Below are 14,368 nucleotides of genomic sequence, written 5' to 3' on the forward strand. Positions count from 1 at the left end.
CCGCCGGCCGACCTGTTGTCCGGAACGATAACATGTTCTAGTTTGGTGCCCATGGCCCGGAACATCGCGGATCTGATCGAGCACGCCGTCGACCTCGTCCCTGATCGCACCGCGCTGGTCTGCGGCGAGCGTTCGGTGACCTACGCGCAACTGGAGGAACAGACCAACCGGCTGGCCCATCACCTGGCCGAACACGGCGTCGGGCCGGGCGACCACATCGGCGTCCAGTGCCAGAACTCGATCGAGGCGGTCCAGGCCATGATCGCGGCGTACAAGCTGCGCGCGGTGGCCATCAACGTGAACTACCGCTACGTCGAGAACGAGTTGCGGTATTTGTTCGACAACGCCGACCTGGTCGCGCTGGTGCACGACCGTCGCTACACCGACCGGGTGGCGCCGGTGCTGCCGGAGGTGCCGGGGCTGCGGCACGTGCTGGTGGTGGAGGACGGCAGCGATGTGGCGGTGCCCGAGGGGCACGGGGTGGGCTACGACGCGGCGGTGGCCGGCGGCTCCCCGGAGCGGGACTTCGAGGCGCGCAGCGGTGACGACACGTACGTGCTCTACACCGGCGGCACCACCGGCATGCCCAAGGGCGTGCTGTGGCGCCACGAGGACGTGTGGCGCGCGCTGGGCGGCGGTGTGGACTTCATGAGCGGCGAGCCGCTGGCCGACGAGTTTGCGCAGTCGCAGGCCGGCAAGGGCTTCGGGCTGGTCCGGATGTGCCTGTCGCCGCTGATCCACGGCGCGGCGCAGTGGTCGGTGCTGCCGGCGCTGTTCGGCTGTGGCACGGCGGTGCTGATGCCGGGCTTCGACCCGGTCACGGCGTGGCGCGCGGTGGAGCGCAACCGGGTCAACGTGATCACGCTGGTCGGCGACGCGATGGCGCGGCCGCTGATCGAGGCGTTCGACGACGGCGGCTACGACGCCTCCTCGGTGGTGGCGATCTCCAGCCACGGCGCGCTGTTCTCCCCGGCGGTGCGGGAGCGGTTCCTGGCCGCGCTGCCGAACACGGTGCTCACCGATGCGGTCGGCTCCTCCGAGTCGGGCTTCACCGGCATCCAGCTGGTCGCCAAGGACGCCGAGCACTCCGGTGGCCCGAGGATCAACCCGGGGCCGGACGTGATCGTGATCGACGACGACGGCCACGCGGTGCCGCCGCGCTCCGGCGGGGTCGGGCTGCTCGGGCGCAGCGGGTACATCCCGTACGGGTACTACAAGGACGAGGAGAAGACGGCGGCGCTGTTCCGCGAGGTCGACGGCAAGCGGTACGTGGTGCCCGGCGACTTCGCGCGGATGGAGCCGGACGGGTCGATCACGCTGCTCGGCCGGGGCAACCTGTGCGTGAACACCGGCGGGGAGAAGGTCTTCCCCGAGGAGGTCGAGGGCGCGCTCAAGTCGCACCCGGACGTGTTCGACGCCCTGGTGATCGGGGTGCCGGACGAACGGCTGGGGCAGCGGGTCGGCGCACTGGTGCAGCCAAGGCCCGGCGCGACGCCCGACGCCGCCGCGCTGGACGCGCACGCGCGCACCCAGCTGGCCGGGTACAAGGTGCCGCGCAGCGTGTGGCTGGTGGACGAGGTCGGCCGCTCGCCCAACGGCAAGCCGGACTACCAGTGGGCGCGCGACCACGCCGCGTCGAACTCTCCGCTGGAGCGGGACGCCTGATGCGCACCGCGCTGTGCGAGAAGTTCGGGATCGAGCACCCGATCGTCGGGTTCACCCCGTCCGAGCACGTGGCCGCCGCGATCAGCCGCGCCGGCGGGCTGGGCGTGCTGGGCTGCGTGCGGTTCAACGACCCGGCCGAGCTGGACCGCGCGCTGCACTGGATGGACGAGAACACCGGCGGCCGCCCGTACGGCGTCGACGTGGTGATGCCGGCCAAGATCCCGACCGAGGGCACGTCGGTGGACCTGGCCGCGATGGTCCCGCCCGAGCACCGGGAGTTCGTCGAGCGCACCCTGACCGAGCTGGGCGTGCCACCGCTGCCCTCGGAAGAGCGCGCCGGGAACGGCGTGCTCGGCTGGCTGCACTCGGTGGCCCGCTCGCACGTGGACATCGCGCTCAAGCACCCGATCGCGCTGATCGCCAACGCGCTGGGGTCGCCGCCGCCGGACGTTCTCGCCCGTGCCCACGACGCCGGCGTCCCGGTGGCCGCGCTGGCCGGCACCGCCGAGCACGCCCGCCGGCACGTGGACGCCGGGGTGGACGTGGTGGTCGCGCAGGGCTACGAGGCCGGCGGGCACACCGGCGAGATCGCGACGATGGTGCTGCTGCCCGAGGTCGTGGACGCGGTCGGCGACCGGGCGCCGGTGCTCGCCGCCGGCGGGATCGGCACCGGCCGGCAGGTCGCCGCCGCGCTGGCCCTGGGCGCGACCGGGGTGTGGATGGGCTCGGCCTGGCTGACCGCCTCGGAGTACTCCCTGGGCATGCCGGACAGCGCCACCCAGCGCGCGCTGCTGGCCGCCACCTCCTCGGACACCGTCCGCTCCCGCATCTACACCGGCAAGCCCGCGCGGCTGCTCAAGACCCGCTGGACGCAGGCCTGGGCCGCGCCGGGCGCCCCGGACCCGCTGCCGATGCCGCTGCAGAACATCCTGGTCAGCGAGGCGCACCAGCGGATGGCCCGCGCCGACGACCCGGCCGCCGTGGCCATGCCCGTCGGCCAGATCGTGGGCCGGATGAACCAGGTCCGGCCGGTGGCCGAGCTGATGTCCGCACTCCTCACCGAGCTGGACGACACGCTCACCCGGCTCGACCGTTTGCGCTGATCAGAACCCGTGAGTGGTTAGCGGTGCTATGACACCGCTAACCACTCACGGGTTGGTCAGCCGCTCTTGCGGCGGAAGGTGCGTTTGCCGCCGGCGCGGCGGTGGGTCTCGCCGACCTTGGGGTTGCCGGCGCCGTGGCCTCGGGCGGAGCGGGCCTTGGCCTCGCCGCGCTTGCGTTCGAGCGCCTCGCGGAACCGGCTGCGCAGGTCGTCGGTGGTGTCGGCGTCGGGGGCGGCGGCGTCCGGGGTGTCGGCGGGTTGAGCGGCGTCGGTGTCGTCGCGCGGCTCTTTGGCCTCAGGTGTTTCCGCCATGGTGCCTCCCGCGATCGTTCGCCTCTGGTCGGGTCCAGAGTTGCACGGACCGGGCGGGCCGGCGAGCCGATTCGCGTGTGACGTCGCCCGTTCAGGTCGCGAGGTGGACCCGGGTGCCGTCGAACCAGCGGTGTTCGTGGGCGCGGGCGGGGGAGGCGAGCACGTCGTCGAGCAGTTCGGCGGCGGCGAACCCGTAGGCCAGCGGCGCCAGGTCGATCGCGCTGACCAGCGGGTTGTCGATCTCGACGCCCACGGCGCCGGCGAAGGAGGCCAGGTCGAGGTCCCTGCCGATGGTGAGCCCGCGCCCCTCGACGATGATCTGGCCCTGCGCGGCCAGGCCCTGCGCGGCGCAGACCAGCGCGTCGGTGCCACCGGTGTCGAGGGCGGCGGTGACGGCGGCGACGACCTGGCGGGGGGCGGCGTCCAGGTCGACGGCGCGCACGAACGGTTCGATGCCGTGCGCGGTGCACCAGCGGGTGAAGGTCTGTCGGGAGTCGGTGGCCCACGAGGAGGTCGCGTCGTCCACCGCGATCAGCGCCGGGCGGCGGCGGCCGCGCCGGTACAGGTGGTCGAGGATCTCGGTCTGGAGCTCGGCGTGGCGGGCGACCAGCGTGCCCCGGATGGCCTCGGCGTTCCGGCCTTCGTAGCGTCCGACGCTGATGGTCGGCGTGCCCGAGGCGAGCAGCGCGCCGACCACGGGGTCGTCGGGCCGAGGGTCGATGGCGATGGCGCCGTCGACCTGGAACGACCGGGCGCCGGTGGAGGTGCGGGCGAACAGCGTGAGGTCGTTGCCGGCCAGCGCGGCGCCGTCGGAGACCCCGAACGCGAAGTCCATGTAGAAGGCGATGTTGCGCACGGCCGGCGGGATGTAGAGCCCGAACGCGCCGATGCGGCTGCCGCGCAGGCTGCGGGCGGCGCGGTTGGTGACGTACCCGAGCCGCTCGGCGGCCTGCTTGATCCGGGCGGCGGTGCCGGCCGAGACCCGCCCGGTGCCGTTCAGCGCGCACGACACGGTGACCGCGGACAGCCCGACCTCCCGGGCGATGTCCACGATCGTGACCCGCGATCCCGCCATGCCCCACGTCCTCGACCTCTTGACAGCGACACTAGCCGTGCCTAAACGTTAAGGCACGCCCGCATCACCGGCCGACGACGTCCGAAGGTGGCTTTCGCCCATGTCCTCATCAACGACCGCGCGCCGGCTCGTGCTCGCCGTCGACGCCCTGTTGCTCCTCGCGCCCCCGGTGCACTGGATCGTCAGCGGGGCGGGCGCGTTCTGGTACTTCGTGATCGCGAACCTGCTGGTCACGCTCTCGCTGTTCGTCCTGTGGGCGCTGCGTGACCGTGACGGCGGCGAGGAGCAGGCATGACGGGCATGACGGGCATGGTCGTCGGTTACGGCGCGATCCTGCTGTTCACCGCCGCGGTGGTGGTCGTGATGACCAGGGCGGGGCGCGCGGACGCGAGCCTCAGCGACTACGCCACCGGCGGGCGCTCGTTCAGCCCGTGGTTCGGCACCATGTCGCTGCTGAACACCTGGATCGCGGGCACCGTGTTCGTCGCGTTCGCCGGCCTGTCCGCCAGCGCCGGCGTGATCGGCTTCTACTCGCTGTCGTACTCGATGCTCGCGATCGTGCTGATGTTCTTCCTGGCCAACCCGGTGAGCCGGTGGGGTCGCGCCCACGACCTGCGCACCCAGGCCGACCTGCTCGGGCTGCGCTACGACTCGCGGGCGGTGCGGGTGGTCGCCGCGGTCATCGGGGCCGCCGCGTCCATCCCGTGGATCGTGCTGGGCATGCAGTCGCTCGCGCTGGTGTTCTCGACGCTCTCGTTCGGGCTGGTCGACCCCTATGTCGCCCTGGTCATCGGGGTGCTGTTCATCGCCGCGCGGCAGGTCTGGACGGTGCGGCTGGGCACCCGGGGGCTGGTGGTCAGCGACATGGTGCAGGGGGTCTACGCCTACGGCGTCGGGTTCCTGATCCTGGTCGGCCTGATCATCTGGCTGGTCCGGAACGGGCACGGGCTCGGACAGGTCGCGCCGGCGCTGTTGACGCTGCCGGGGCCGGGCAGCGCGCTCGGGCCGCTGTACGTGTTCGCGCTGGTGCTGACCGGCGTGATGGGCGGCTGGTGCTGGCCGGACATCTTCGTGCGGCTGTTCAGCGTGCGCAGTCCGAGGGCGGTGCAGCGCTCCGCCCTGCAGGCGGCGCCGATCATGTTCCTGTTCTCCGCCGCGCTGGCCACGATGGCGCTGCTGGCGTCCGGTGTGCCGGGGGTGGGGGCCGCGCCGGACACTGTCTGGTTCGTCATGACCGGGCTCGGCGGGGTCGGGCTGGTCGCGCTCGCGGGCGTCTGCGTGGTGGCCGCGACGATGGGCAACGTCGGCGCGAACCTGCAGGCGGTGGGGACGCAGGTGGTCAACGACGTGATCGGCGCTGGGCGGCCGCGCATCGAGTCCGCCAGGGGCGCGAAGGTGGCCGTTGCCGCGGTGACCGTGGTGTCCGCGGTGGGGGCGGTCGGGACGGCGAACCGGACGTCCGGGCTGATCACCCTCGCGTTGGTGTCGTACCAGGCGGTGTGTCAGCTCGCGCCGACGCTGCTGCTCGGCATCTTCTGGCGACGGGGGACGGCCGCCGCGGCGACCACCGGGATGGTGCTGGGCATCCTGGTCGCGGCGGTGCTGGAGGTCGGCTATCCGACGTCGATCCCGTGGCTGGGCGGGCTGACCTCGGGCGTCGGCGGGTTGATCGTGAACGTCATCGCGTACCTGGTGGTCACGCTGGTGCGGCCGGCGCCGAAGGGGGAGCGGGAACGGGTGGACCGGCTGTTCGCGGACCTTCGGCCGGTGTCCGTGGGTGGGCGGGCATGACGGCGGCGTTCGACGTCGTCGAGGCGTCCATCGCGGGGCTGCGCGCGGCGCTGGAGTCCGGCGCGGTGACCTCGGTCGGGCTGGTCGGGGCGTACCTGGCGCGCCTGGACGCCTACGACGCGGGTGGCATCCGGCTCAACTCGGTGGTGGTGCGCAACCCGGATGCGCTGGCCGAGGCGGCGGCGTCGGACGCGCGCCGCGCCCGGGGCGAGCCGCTCGGCCCGCTGGAGGGCATCCCGTACACCGCCAAGGACAGCTACCTGGTGCGCGGGCTCACCGCGGCGGCCGGGTCGCCGGCGTTCGAACACCTGCGCGCGCGGGACGACGCGTTCGCGGTGGGGCGGCTGCGCGCGGGCGGGGCCGTCTGCCTGGGGTTGACGAACATGCCGCCGATGGCGTGCGGCGGCATGCAGCGCGGCGTCTACGGGCGCGCGGAGAGCCCGTACCGCGCCGACTTCCTGACGGCGGCGTTCGCGTCGGGCTCGTCGAACGGCTCGGGCACCGCGACGGCGGCGAGCTTCGCGGCGTTCGGGCTTGGCGAGGAGACCTGGTCGAGCGGCCGGGCGCCGGCGTCGAACAACGCGCTGTGCGCGTACACGCCCTCCCGAGGGGTGATCTCGGTGCGCGGCAACTGGCCGCTGGTGCCGACCATGGACGTGGTGGTTCCGCACGCGCGGACCATGGCCGACCTGCTCGAGGTGCTCGACGTCGTGGTCGCCGACGACCCGGAGACCCGTGGCGACTTCTGGCGTTCCCAGCCGTGGGTGGCCGTGCCCGGCGCGGGCGAGGTGCGACCGCCGTCCTACCCGGCGCTCGCTTCCGGGGACCCTCGCGCCGTGCTGGCCGGCAGGCGGTTCGGTGTGCCGAGGATGTACGTCAACGCCGACCCGGACGCCGGCACCGCCGCGCGGCCCGGCGTCGGCGGGTCCACCGGGCGGCGGATCCGGACGCGGGGGTCGGTGATGGACCTGTGGGAGGCGGCGCGGCGCGGCCTGTCGGCGGCCGGGGCCGAGGTCGTGCCCGTCGACTTCCCGGCGGTGACGAACTACGAGGGCGACCGGCCGGGGGCGCCGACGGTCGCGACCCGGGGGCTGGTGAGCCCGGAGTACCTGCGCCGCGAGACCCTCGACCTGTCGGCGTGGGCGTGGGACGACTTCCTGCGCGCGAACGCGGACCCTTTCTTGGGTCGGCTTGCCGACGTCGACGGTTCGCGGATCTTCCCGCCGCCGCCCGGTGCGCTGCCCGACCGCTACGACGGCTTCGGTTACGACATCGCCGGGTATCCGGCGCACGTCCGTGCGCACGGCGTCGAGCGTTTCACCGACATCCCGCACCTGGCCGAGGGGCTGCGCGGGCTGGAGGAGACCCGCCGCGTCGACCTGGAGGAGTGGATGGACCGCCTCGGCCTGGACGCCGTCGTGTTCCCCGCCGTCGCCGACGTCGGTCCCGCCGACATGGACGTCAACCCGGCGTCGGCGGACCTCGGCTGGCGCAACGGCGTGTGGGTCGCGAACGGGAACCTGGTGCCCCGCCACCTCGGCATCCCGACCGTCACGGTGTCGATGGGGACGATGGCCGACATCGGGATGCCGGTGGGCGTCACCTTCGCCGGCCGGGCGTACGACGACACGGCGCTGCTCACGCTGGCCGCCGCCTTCGAGGCCACCGGGAACCGCCGCACCTCGCCACCGAGGACGCCGCCGCTGGGGTAGCGGGGGCGGCGCTCAGCCGTGCACCGAGGCGGCGAACGGGCCGCCGGCCGCGCGCTGGTCGCGCACCGCCCGCTCGACCTCGTCGTTCGTCAGGTCGGTGTTCAGCGCGATCGCGGCGGCCGACCCCTCACCGGCCGCCGTGACCACCTGCGCGCGCGGGTTCGCCACGTTGCCCGCCGCCCACACGCCCGGCACCGTGGTGCGGCCGGTGCCGTCGGTGCGGACCCAGCCGTTGTCGTCGACCTCGGCGCCCAGGCCGGTCAGCAGCTCGTCGTGCGGCACGAACAGCGGCCCGACGAACACCGCCGCGCGCGGCACCACCACGCCGTCGGCCAGCTCCACCCCGCGCAGCGCGTCGTCGTGCACGACCAGCCGCGACACCCGCCCGGCCGCGATGCGCACCCCGCGCGCGGTCAGCCGCTCCCGCTCGTCCGCCGTCAGCTCGATGCCGTTGGGGAAGAACACCACGTCCGGCGACCACTGCGGCAAGATCAACGCCAGGTGCAGCGCCACGTCCGCGGCGAGCCCGCCGATGACCCCGATCGGCCGGTCGCGGACCTCGTGGCCGTGGCAGTACGGGCAGTGCAGCACGTCGCGCCCCCACCGCTCGCGCAGGCCGGGGATGTCCGGCAGCTCGTCCCGCAGCCCGGTCGCGACCAGGATCCTCCGCGCCCCGAGCGCGCGCCCGCCGGCCAGGTGCACGGTAAATCCCGTGTCGATCCGCGTGACCCGCCCGTCGATCAGCTCGCCGCCGTACCCCACCACCTCGGCCCGCCCGACCTCCAGCAGCCTCGCCGGGTCCATCCCGTCCCGGGACACGAAGCCGTGCATCCGCTCGGCCGGCGCGTTGCGCGGCTCGCCGCCGTCCACCACCGCCACCCGCCGCCTCGCCCTGGCCAGCACCAGCGCCGCGTTCAGCCCCGCCGCGCCACCACCCACGACCACCACGTCGAACTCGTCCATGCGAGATCACCTCCGCCGTCGAGCATCCGCAGCCTGGACGGAGTTGGCAACGTTCGTTGCGGTTTCCGGGAAAGCCCAGGTCACCACCCGTGAGTGGTTAGCGGTGCTATGGCACCGCTAACCACTCACGGGTTCTGAGCAGCGGAAACGGCGGTGGCGAGGGTGAGGAGTTGTTCGGTGGCGGCGCCCAGGGCGAACTCGTTGCGCTTGGCGGCCACGAAGTAGCGGTGCAGCGGGTGGTCGAGGTCGATGCCGACGCCGCCGTGGATGTGGACGGCGGTGTGCGCGACGCGGTGTCCGGCGTCGGCGGCCCAGAACTTGGCGGTGGCCACCTCGGCGTCGGCGGGCTGGCCGGTGGACAGCCGCCAGGCCGCCTGCCAGAGGGTGAGGCGGATGGCCTCTACGTCGACGTAGGCGTCGGCGAGGCGTTGGGCGACGGCCTGGAACGCGCCGATCGGGCGGCCGAACTGCTCCCGCGAGCGGGCGTAGGCGGCGGTCAGTTCGAGCGCGCGCTCGGCGACGCCCAGTTGAGCGGCGCACACCCCGACGGTGCCGCGCGCCCGCAGCCAGTCGACCACTTCGGCGCCGCCGAGCAGCCGGTCCCCGTCGAGCGCGACGGAGGACAGCGACAGCAGCCCCGCGCCGTCCGAGTCGACCATCCGCTGGCGTTGCATGGCGTACCCGCCGTCGAGCAGGAACACGGCCGGCCCGTCCGGCGTGGACGCCGGCACCAGCACCAGGTCCGCGACCGGCCCGGCCGGCACCGCCGTGGCAGTCCCGTCCAGCGTCCACCCGCCGTCCGCTCCCGGCGCCGCATCAACCGACGCGTCCAGCGCCGCGGTGAGCACCAGCCGCCCGGCCGCCGCCGGCGCCGCCCAGCGTTCCACCACAGAAGGCGAGCCGAACCGGGCGACCGTGGACGCCCCGAGCACGATCGACGCCAGGTACGGCACCGGCGCCACCGCCCGTCCGACCTCGACCAGCACCGCGCACTGCTCCAACAGCCCGAAGTCGCTGCCGCCCGCGCACGCCGGCAGCGCCGCGGACAGCACGCCCGCCTCCGCGAGCGCCGCCCACAGCTCGCGGTCGAACCGGTCAGGCCCGTCCTCCAGCTCCCGCAGCCGCTCCGGCGTGACCCGGTCGGTGAGGATCTGGCGGGTGAGCGCGGCGAGGTCGGCCTGCGCCTCGGTGGGGGAGAAGTCCACGAAAGAGCCCCTTAACGTCGAGAAACGGGCAGTCCGAGCGCGGCGGCCGCGATGATGTCGCGCTGCACCTCGTTGGTGCCGCCGCCGAAGGTCAGGATCAGCGCCGCGCGGTGCATCCGTTCGATCCGCCCGCGCAGCACGTCGCCTGGCGAGCCGCCCCGGACGCACGCCGACGGCCCGAGCACCTCCATGAGCAGCCGGTACGCCTCGGTGGCCAGCTCGGTGCCGTAGACCTTGGTTGCCGAGGCGTCCGCCGGCCGGGGCGACTGGCCCTCGGACGCCGCGATCCGCCAGTTCATCAGCTTGAGGAACTCCGCCTTGGCGTGCACCCGCGCCAGGTGCACCCGCACCCACTCCCGCTCCAGTGCCCCGGTCGCCGCCGCCCAGTCCCACACCTCGCGCAGCGCGGTGAACAGCGGCGCCGCCGAGGTCAGCGCCACCCGCTCGTGGTTGAGCTGGTTGGTGATCAGCGACCAGCCCCGGTTCTCCTCGCCGACCAGCGCGGACGCCGGCACCCGCACGTCGGAGTAGTAGGTCGCGCTGGTCGTCACCCCGGCCACGGTGCGCACCGGCGTGAACGAGAACCCGTCCGACGACGTCGGCACGACCAGGATGGAGATGCCCCGGTGCGGTGGCGCGGACGGGTCGGTGCGCGCGGCCAGCCAGACGTAGTCGGCGTGGCGGATCAGGCTGGTCCACATCTTCTGGCCGTTGATGACGAACTCGTCGCCGTCCCGGACAGCGCGGGTGCGCAGGGCCGCGAGGTCGGTGCCCGCCTCGGGCTCGGAGTAGCCGATGGAGAAGTGCAGCTCGCCGCGCGCGATCCGGGGCAGGAAGAACTCCCGCTGCTCCGGCGTGCCGAACCGCATGATCGTCGGGCCGACCGTGTTGATGGTCAGGAACGGCACCGGCGCGCCGGCCGCCGCCGCCTCGTCCGCGAAGATCATCTGGTCGATCATGGACCGGCCCTGGCCGCCGTGCTCGACCGGCCAGCCGAGGGTGAGCCAGCCGTCCGCGCCCATCTGCCCGACGACCTCGCGGTACGCTTCGCCGCCCCCGTACTCCCCGTCTTCCGAGGTGAGGTCGGCGCGCCGCTCGGGGGTCATGAGCTCGGCGAAGTAGGAGCGCAGCTCCTTGCGCAGGGCGTCCTGCTCGGGGGTGAACGCGAGGTGCACGCGGCTCTCCGTTCGGTCGCTCGAACTGTAACGCGTTCCACCGAGTCTAGGGTGTCCATAATCCCGGGTCCAGCCCGGTGTGCGGGCGTTCCGGATTGACTCAAATGAGAACCCGTTCTAGCATCCGCACGGCATCGGGCGGTGACCCGGACGGCGGAGCGAAGGGGCTCGGGCGGATGGCGGACGCGGCGACGGGCGGCAGCGGGGGCCTGAGCGGCCGGGTGGCGGTGGTGACCGGCGCCGGCGCCGGGCTGGGTCGGGCGGAGGCCCTCGCGCTGGCCGCCGAGGGCGCGGACGTAGTGGTCAACGACCTGACCCCGGACGCGGGTGCGGTCGTGGAGGAAATCGAGGCCGGCGGCGGGAAGGCCGTGCTGGTGGCCGGCGACATCGCCGAGCGCGACACCGCCGACGCGCTGGTCGGCACCGCGCTGGAGCGGTTCGGCGGGCTGCACGTGGTGGTCAACAACGCCGGCCTGGTCCGCGACCGGATGCTCTTCGGCATGTCCGACCAGGAGTGGGACCAGGTGGTCAGGGTCCACCTGCGCGGGCATTTCCTGCTCAGCCGCAACGCCGCCGCGCACTGGCGCGAGCAGTCCAAACAAGAGGGCGGCCCGGTGTACGGGCGGATCGTGAACACGTCGTCGGAGGCGTTCCTGCTCGGCCCGCCCGGCCAGCCGAACTACGCCGCGGCCAAGGCGGGCATCGTCGCGCTGACCGTCTCGGCGGCGCGCGCTCTCAAGCGTTATGGCGTCACCGCGAACGCGATCTGCCCGAGGGCGCGCACCGCGATGACAGCTGGGGTGTTCGGCGAGGCCCCGCAGGACGGCCCGGACCCGTTGAGCACCGGCCACGTCGCTCCTGTCGTCGCCTACCTCGCGTCCCCGGCCGCCGCCGCGATCAACGGCCAGGTGTTCGTGGTGCACGGCGGCAAGGTCGCGCTGCTCGCCCCGCCGACGGTGGAGCAACGGTTCGACGCCCCCGGCGGCGAGTGGACGGCGGCCGACCTGGACGCCAGCCTGGGCGGCTACTTCGCCGGCCGGGACCCGGAGCGGATGTTCGCGAGCGCGGAGGTACTGGACCTGTGACGACCACGATCAAGCCGCACTTGGACACGATCGAGCTGCCCGAGGGCCTGCTGCTGGTCGACGGCCAGTGGCGCGAAGGCCAGGACGGCGCGCAATGGCGGCACCGCCACCCGGCCACCGGCGAGGAGGTCGGCGCGTTCGCGATCGCCGGCCCGGACGACGTGGACGCCGCGGTCCGGGCCGCGCGCCGGGTGTTCGACGACGGCACCTGGCCGCGCATCCGCGCCGGCGAGCGGATCCGGATCCTGCGCCGCTGCGCGGACACGCTGCGCGCGCACGCCGACGAGCTGCGCGCGCTGCAGGCGCTGGACAACGGGGTGCCGCTGTCGTTCGCCTCGGTGTACGCCACCTCGGTGGACGTGGCGGCCGACGCGTTCGACCACCACGCCGGCTGGGTGGACAAGCTCGGCGGCCAGACGCTGCCGCCGTACCAGGGCGGCGACCACCTGGCCATGACGTTCCGCGAGCCGGTCGGCGTGGTCGCCGCGATCCTGCCGTGGAACGCCCCGTTCCTGCTGTTCGCCCAGAAGGTGGCCCCCGCGCTCGCGGCCGGCTGCACGGTCGTCGTCAAACCCTCCGAGCACGCCACCTTCACCGTGATCCGGATGGTCCGCCTGCTCCTGGAGGCCGGCCTGCCGCCCGGTGTGCTGCAGCTCGTGCTCGGCCCCGGCGACCCGACCGGCGAGGCGCTGATCACCCACCCGCTGGTGGACAAGGTGAGCTTCACCGGCAGCCGGGCCGTCGGGCGCCGCGTGGTGGAGGCCTCCGCCGGGACCATGAAGCGGGTCTCCCTCGAACTGGGCGGCAAGAGCCCCGCCCTGGTCTTCCCGGACGCCCCGGACGTGGGCATGGCCGGGATGACCGCGATGGGCATGGTCACCATGGGCCTGTCCGGCCAGGCCTGCGTCGCGCACACCCGCGCGCTGGTGCACCGGGACGTCTACGACCAGTTCCTGGACGCCGCCCAGCTGATGGCCAACATGATCACCTACGGTGACCCGTTCGACCCGTCCGTGCTGGCCAGCCCGCTGATCACCGAGCGGCAGCTGGACCGCGTGCTCGGCTACATCGCGTCCGGGGAGAAGGAGGGCGCCCGGCTGGTCACCGGCGGCGAGCGCCGCGACGGCGAGCTGGCCAGCGGGAACTTCGTGACCCCGACGATCTTCGCGGACGTCGACAACCGGATGACGATCGCCCGCGAGGAGATCTTCGGGCCGGTGCTCGCGGTGATCCCGTTCGACGACGAGGACGAGGCCGTCGCGCTGGCGAACGACACCGAGTACGGGCTCGGCGCCGGGCTCTACACCACGGACGCGCGCCGGGCGTTCCGGCTGGCCCGGCGGCTGCGGGCGGGCACGGTCGGCATCAACGGCTTCCAGGTCGAGCCGCACCTGCCGTTCGGCGGGTTCGGCCAGTCCGGGCTCGGCCGCGAGGGCGGGCAGGCCGCGTTCGAGTCGTACACCGAGCTGAAGAGCGTGCTCATGCCGGTGACCGAGGAGCTGATGTGACCGCGCGCCTGGAACACAAGACGGCGCTGGTCACCGGCGCTGCCCGGGGCCAGGGCGCGGCGGCCGCCCGGCGGTTCGTGGCGGAGGGCGCCCGGGTGGTGCTCGCCGACGTGCTCGACGAGGAGGGCAAGGCGCTCGCCGCCGAGCTCGGTGACGCCGCCCGCTACCAACACCTGGACGTCAGCTCCGAAGACGACTGGGCGGCGGCCGTCGCCGGGATGGACAGGCTGGACGTCCTGGTCAACAACGCCGGCGTGCTGCACTTCAGCCCGCTCGCGGACACGAAACTGGCCGACTACCAGCGCGTGATCAACATCAACCAGGTCGGCACCTTCCTGGGCATGCGCGCCGCGGTGCCGTTGATGCGCACCGCCGGCGGCGGCTCGATCGTGAACCTCTCGTCCGTGGAGGGCCTGGCCGCCGCCCCCCTGCTCACCGCCTACACCGCCAGCAAGTTCGCCATCCGCGGCATGACCAAGGTGGCCGCCGTCGAGCTGGGCCAGTACGGCATCCGGGTCAACTCGGTGCACCCCGGCATGATCGACACCGACATGATCAAGGAGGCCGCCGGCGGCGTCGAGCTGGACCTGAACCGCATCGCGCGGCGGGTCGCGCTGCGCCGCGCAGGCCGGGCCGACGAGATCGCCGACCTGGTCGTCTTCCTGGCCAGCGACGAAAGCTCGTACTGCACCGGCGCGGAGTTCGTGGCCGACGGCGGCGCCACCGCGACCCACGCGCTGAACGTCACCTAGGCGGGGGACACGTCGTTGCGAAG

Annotated in this window: 13 protein-coding genes; 8 read left to right on the forward strand and 5 right to left on the reverse strand. The window is 73.5% G+C overall.

The window, feature by feature from the left end; genetic code table 11:
• Positions 1-51 precede the first annotated feature (51 nt).
• Positions 52-1,665, forward strand: coding sequence for an acyl-CoA synthetase (locus tag N912_RS0100465; protein ID WP_028920873.1), 1,614 nt, complete (start codon positions 52-54; stop codon positions 1,663-1,665).
• Positions 1,665-2,768, forward strand: coding sequence for an NAD(P)H-dependent flavin oxidoreductase (locus tag N912_RS0100470; protein WP_028920874.1), 1,104 nt, complete (start codon positions 1,665-1,667; stop codon positions 2,766-2,768). Before N912_RS0100465 ends, N912_RS0100470 begins: the two co-directional genes overlap by 1 nt.
• Before the next feature lie 56 nt (positions 2,769-2,824).
• Here N912_RS0100470 and N912_RS0100475 read toward each other — a convergent pair whose 3' ends face one another.
• Entirely contained in the window at positions 2,825-3,079 is a 255-nt protein-coding gene (locus N912_RS0100475) for a DUF5302 domain-containing protein (protein ID WP_028920875.1), read from the reverse strand.
• A gap of 91 nt (positions 3,080-3,170) precedes the next feature.
• Positions 3,171-4,154 carry a LacI family DNA-binding transcriptional regulator gene (locus N912_RS48570; protein ID WP_037062571.1) on the reverse strand — a complete coding sequence of 328 codons (984 nt, stop codon included), beginning with the start codon at positions 4,152-4,154 and terminating at the stop codon, positions 3,171-3,173.
• 100 nt (positions 4,155-4,254) lie between these two features.
• Between N912_RS48570 and N912_RS63175 the strand changes: the two genes are divergently transcribed.
• From N912_RS63175 to N912_RS0100495, 3 genes are read left to right on the forward strand one after another with little or no spacing between them, the layout of a single operon-like run.
• Positions 4,255-4,449 carry a hypothetical protein gene (locus tag N912_RS63175; RefSeq protein ID WP_156993082.1) on the forward strand — a complete coding sequence of 65 codons (195 nt, stop codon included), beginning with the start codon at positions 4,255-4,257 and terminating at the stop codon, positions 4,447-4,449.
• Complete coding sequence (locus N912_RS0100490) at positions 4,446-5,945, forward strand: sodium:solute symporter family protein (protein WP_245645141.1); 1,500 nt, start codon at positions 4,446-4,448, stop codon at positions 5,943-5,945. The genes N912_RS63175 and N912_RS0100490 overlap by 4 nt, the downstream gene beginning before the upstream one ends.
• Positions 5,942-7,657, forward strand: a complete 1,716-nt coding sequence (locus tag N912_RS0100495) for an amidase (protein WP_028920877.1) — start codon at positions 5,942-5,944, stop codon at positions 7,655-7,657. The genes N912_RS0100490 and N912_RS0100495 overlap by 4 nt, the downstream gene beginning before the upstream one ends.
• A gap of 12 nt (positions 7,658-7,669) precedes the next feature.
• Here the strand turns inward: N912_RS0100495 and N912_RS48575 are convergent, their stop codons facing one another.
• The 3 genes from N912_RS48575 to N912_RS0100510 form a co-directional block, all read right to left on the reverse strand.
• Positions 7,670-8,620 (reverse strand): NAD(P)/FAD-dependent oxidoreductase, encoded by a 951-nt coding sequence (locus tag N912_RS48575; protein ID WP_037062573.1) that lies wholly within the window; start codon positions 8,618-8,620, stop codon positions 7,670-7,672.
• Between the two features lie 125 nt (positions 8,621-8,745).
• The gene (locus N912_RS0100505; protein ID WP_028920878.1) at positions 8,746-9,825 is read right to left on the reverse strand and encodes an acyl-CoA dehydrogenase family protein; all 1,080 of its coding nucleotides are present in this window, start codon (positions 9,823-9,825) and stop codon (positions 8,746-8,748) included.
• Between the two features lie 11 nt (positions 9,826-9,836).
• On the reverse strand, positions 9,837-11,000 hold the full coding sequence (locus N912_RS0100510; RefSeq protein ID WP_028920879.1) for an acyl-CoA dehydrogenase family protein: 1,164 nt from the start codon (positions 10,998-11,000) through the stop codon (positions 9,837-9,839).
• Positions 11,001-11,176: 176 nt separating this feature from the next.
• On the opposite strand from N912_RS0100510, the gene N912_RS0100515 reads away from it, so the two are divergent.
• Genes N912_RS0100515 through N912_RS0100525 form a run of 3 tightly spaced genes read left to right on the forward strand, consistent with a single transcriptional unit; the run spans position 11,177 to position 14,345 of the window.
• Positions 11,177-12,085 (forward strand): 3-oxoacyl-ACP reductase, encoded by a 909-nt coding sequence (locus N912_RS0100515; RefSeq protein ID WP_028920880.1) that lies wholly within the window; start codon positions 11,177-11,179, stop codon positions 12,083-12,085.
• Positions 12,082-13,593 (forward strand): aldehyde dehydrogenase family protein, encoded by a 1,512-nt coding sequence (locus tag N912_RS0100520; RefSeq protein ID WP_028920881.1) that lies wholly within the window; start codon positions 12,082-12,084, stop codon positions 13,591-13,593. The genes N912_RS0100515 and N912_RS0100520 overlap by 4 nt, the downstream gene beginning before the upstream one ends.
• Complete coding sequence (locus N912_RS0100525; RefSeq protein WP_028920882.1) at positions 13,590-14,345, forward strand: glucose 1-dehydrogenase; 756 nt, start codon at positions 13,590-13,592, stop codon at positions 14,343-14,345. Before N912_RS0100520 ends, N912_RS0100525 begins: the two co-directional genes overlap by 4 nt.
• The last annotated feature ends 23 nt before the right edge of the window (positions 14,346-14,368 follow it).

It is taken from the genome of Actinospineispora acaciae DSM 45401, from assembly GCF_000620785.1.
GTDB lineage: Bacteria > Actinomycetota > Actinomycetes > Mycobacteriales > Pseudonocardiaceae > Pseudonocardia > Pseudonocardia acaciae.

Coding starts and splice junctions, on each gene's coding strand:
- N912_RS0100515 (WP_028920880.1), top strand. CDS start 11,177: ATGGCGGACGCGGCGACGGGCGGCAGCGGGGGCCTGAGCGGCCGGGTG.
- N912_RS48575 (WP_037062573.1), bottom strand. CDS start 8,620: ATGGACGAGTTCGACGTGGTGGTCGTGGGTGGTGGCGCGGCGGGGCTG.
- N912_RS0100490 (WP_245645141.1), top strand. CDS start 4,446: ATGACGGGCATGACGGGCATGGTCGTCGGTTACGGCGCGATCCTGCTG.
- N912_RS0100475 (WP_028920875.1), bottom strand. CDS start 3,079: ATGGCGGAAACACCTGAGGCCAAAGAGCCGCGCGACGACACCGACGCC.
- N912_RS63175 (WP_156993082.1), top strand. CDS start 4,255: ATGTCCTCATCAACGACCGCGCGCCGGCTCGTGCTCGCCGTCGACGCC.
- N912_RS0100465 (WP_028920873.1), top strand. CDS start 52: ATGGCCCGGAACATCGCGGATCTGATCGAGCACGCCGTCGACCTCGTC.
- N912_RS0100495 (WP_028920877.1), top strand. CDS start 5,942: ATGACGGCGGCGTTCGACGTCGTCGAGGCGTCCATCGCGGGGCTGCGC.
- N912_RS0100470 (WP_028920874.1), top strand. CDS start 1,665: ATGCGCACCGCGCTGTGCGAGAAGTTCGGGATCGAGCACCCGATCGTC.
- N912_RS48570 (WP_037062571.1), bottom strand. CDS start 4,154: ATGGCGGGATCGCGGGTCACGATCGTGGACATCGCCCGGGAGGTCGGG.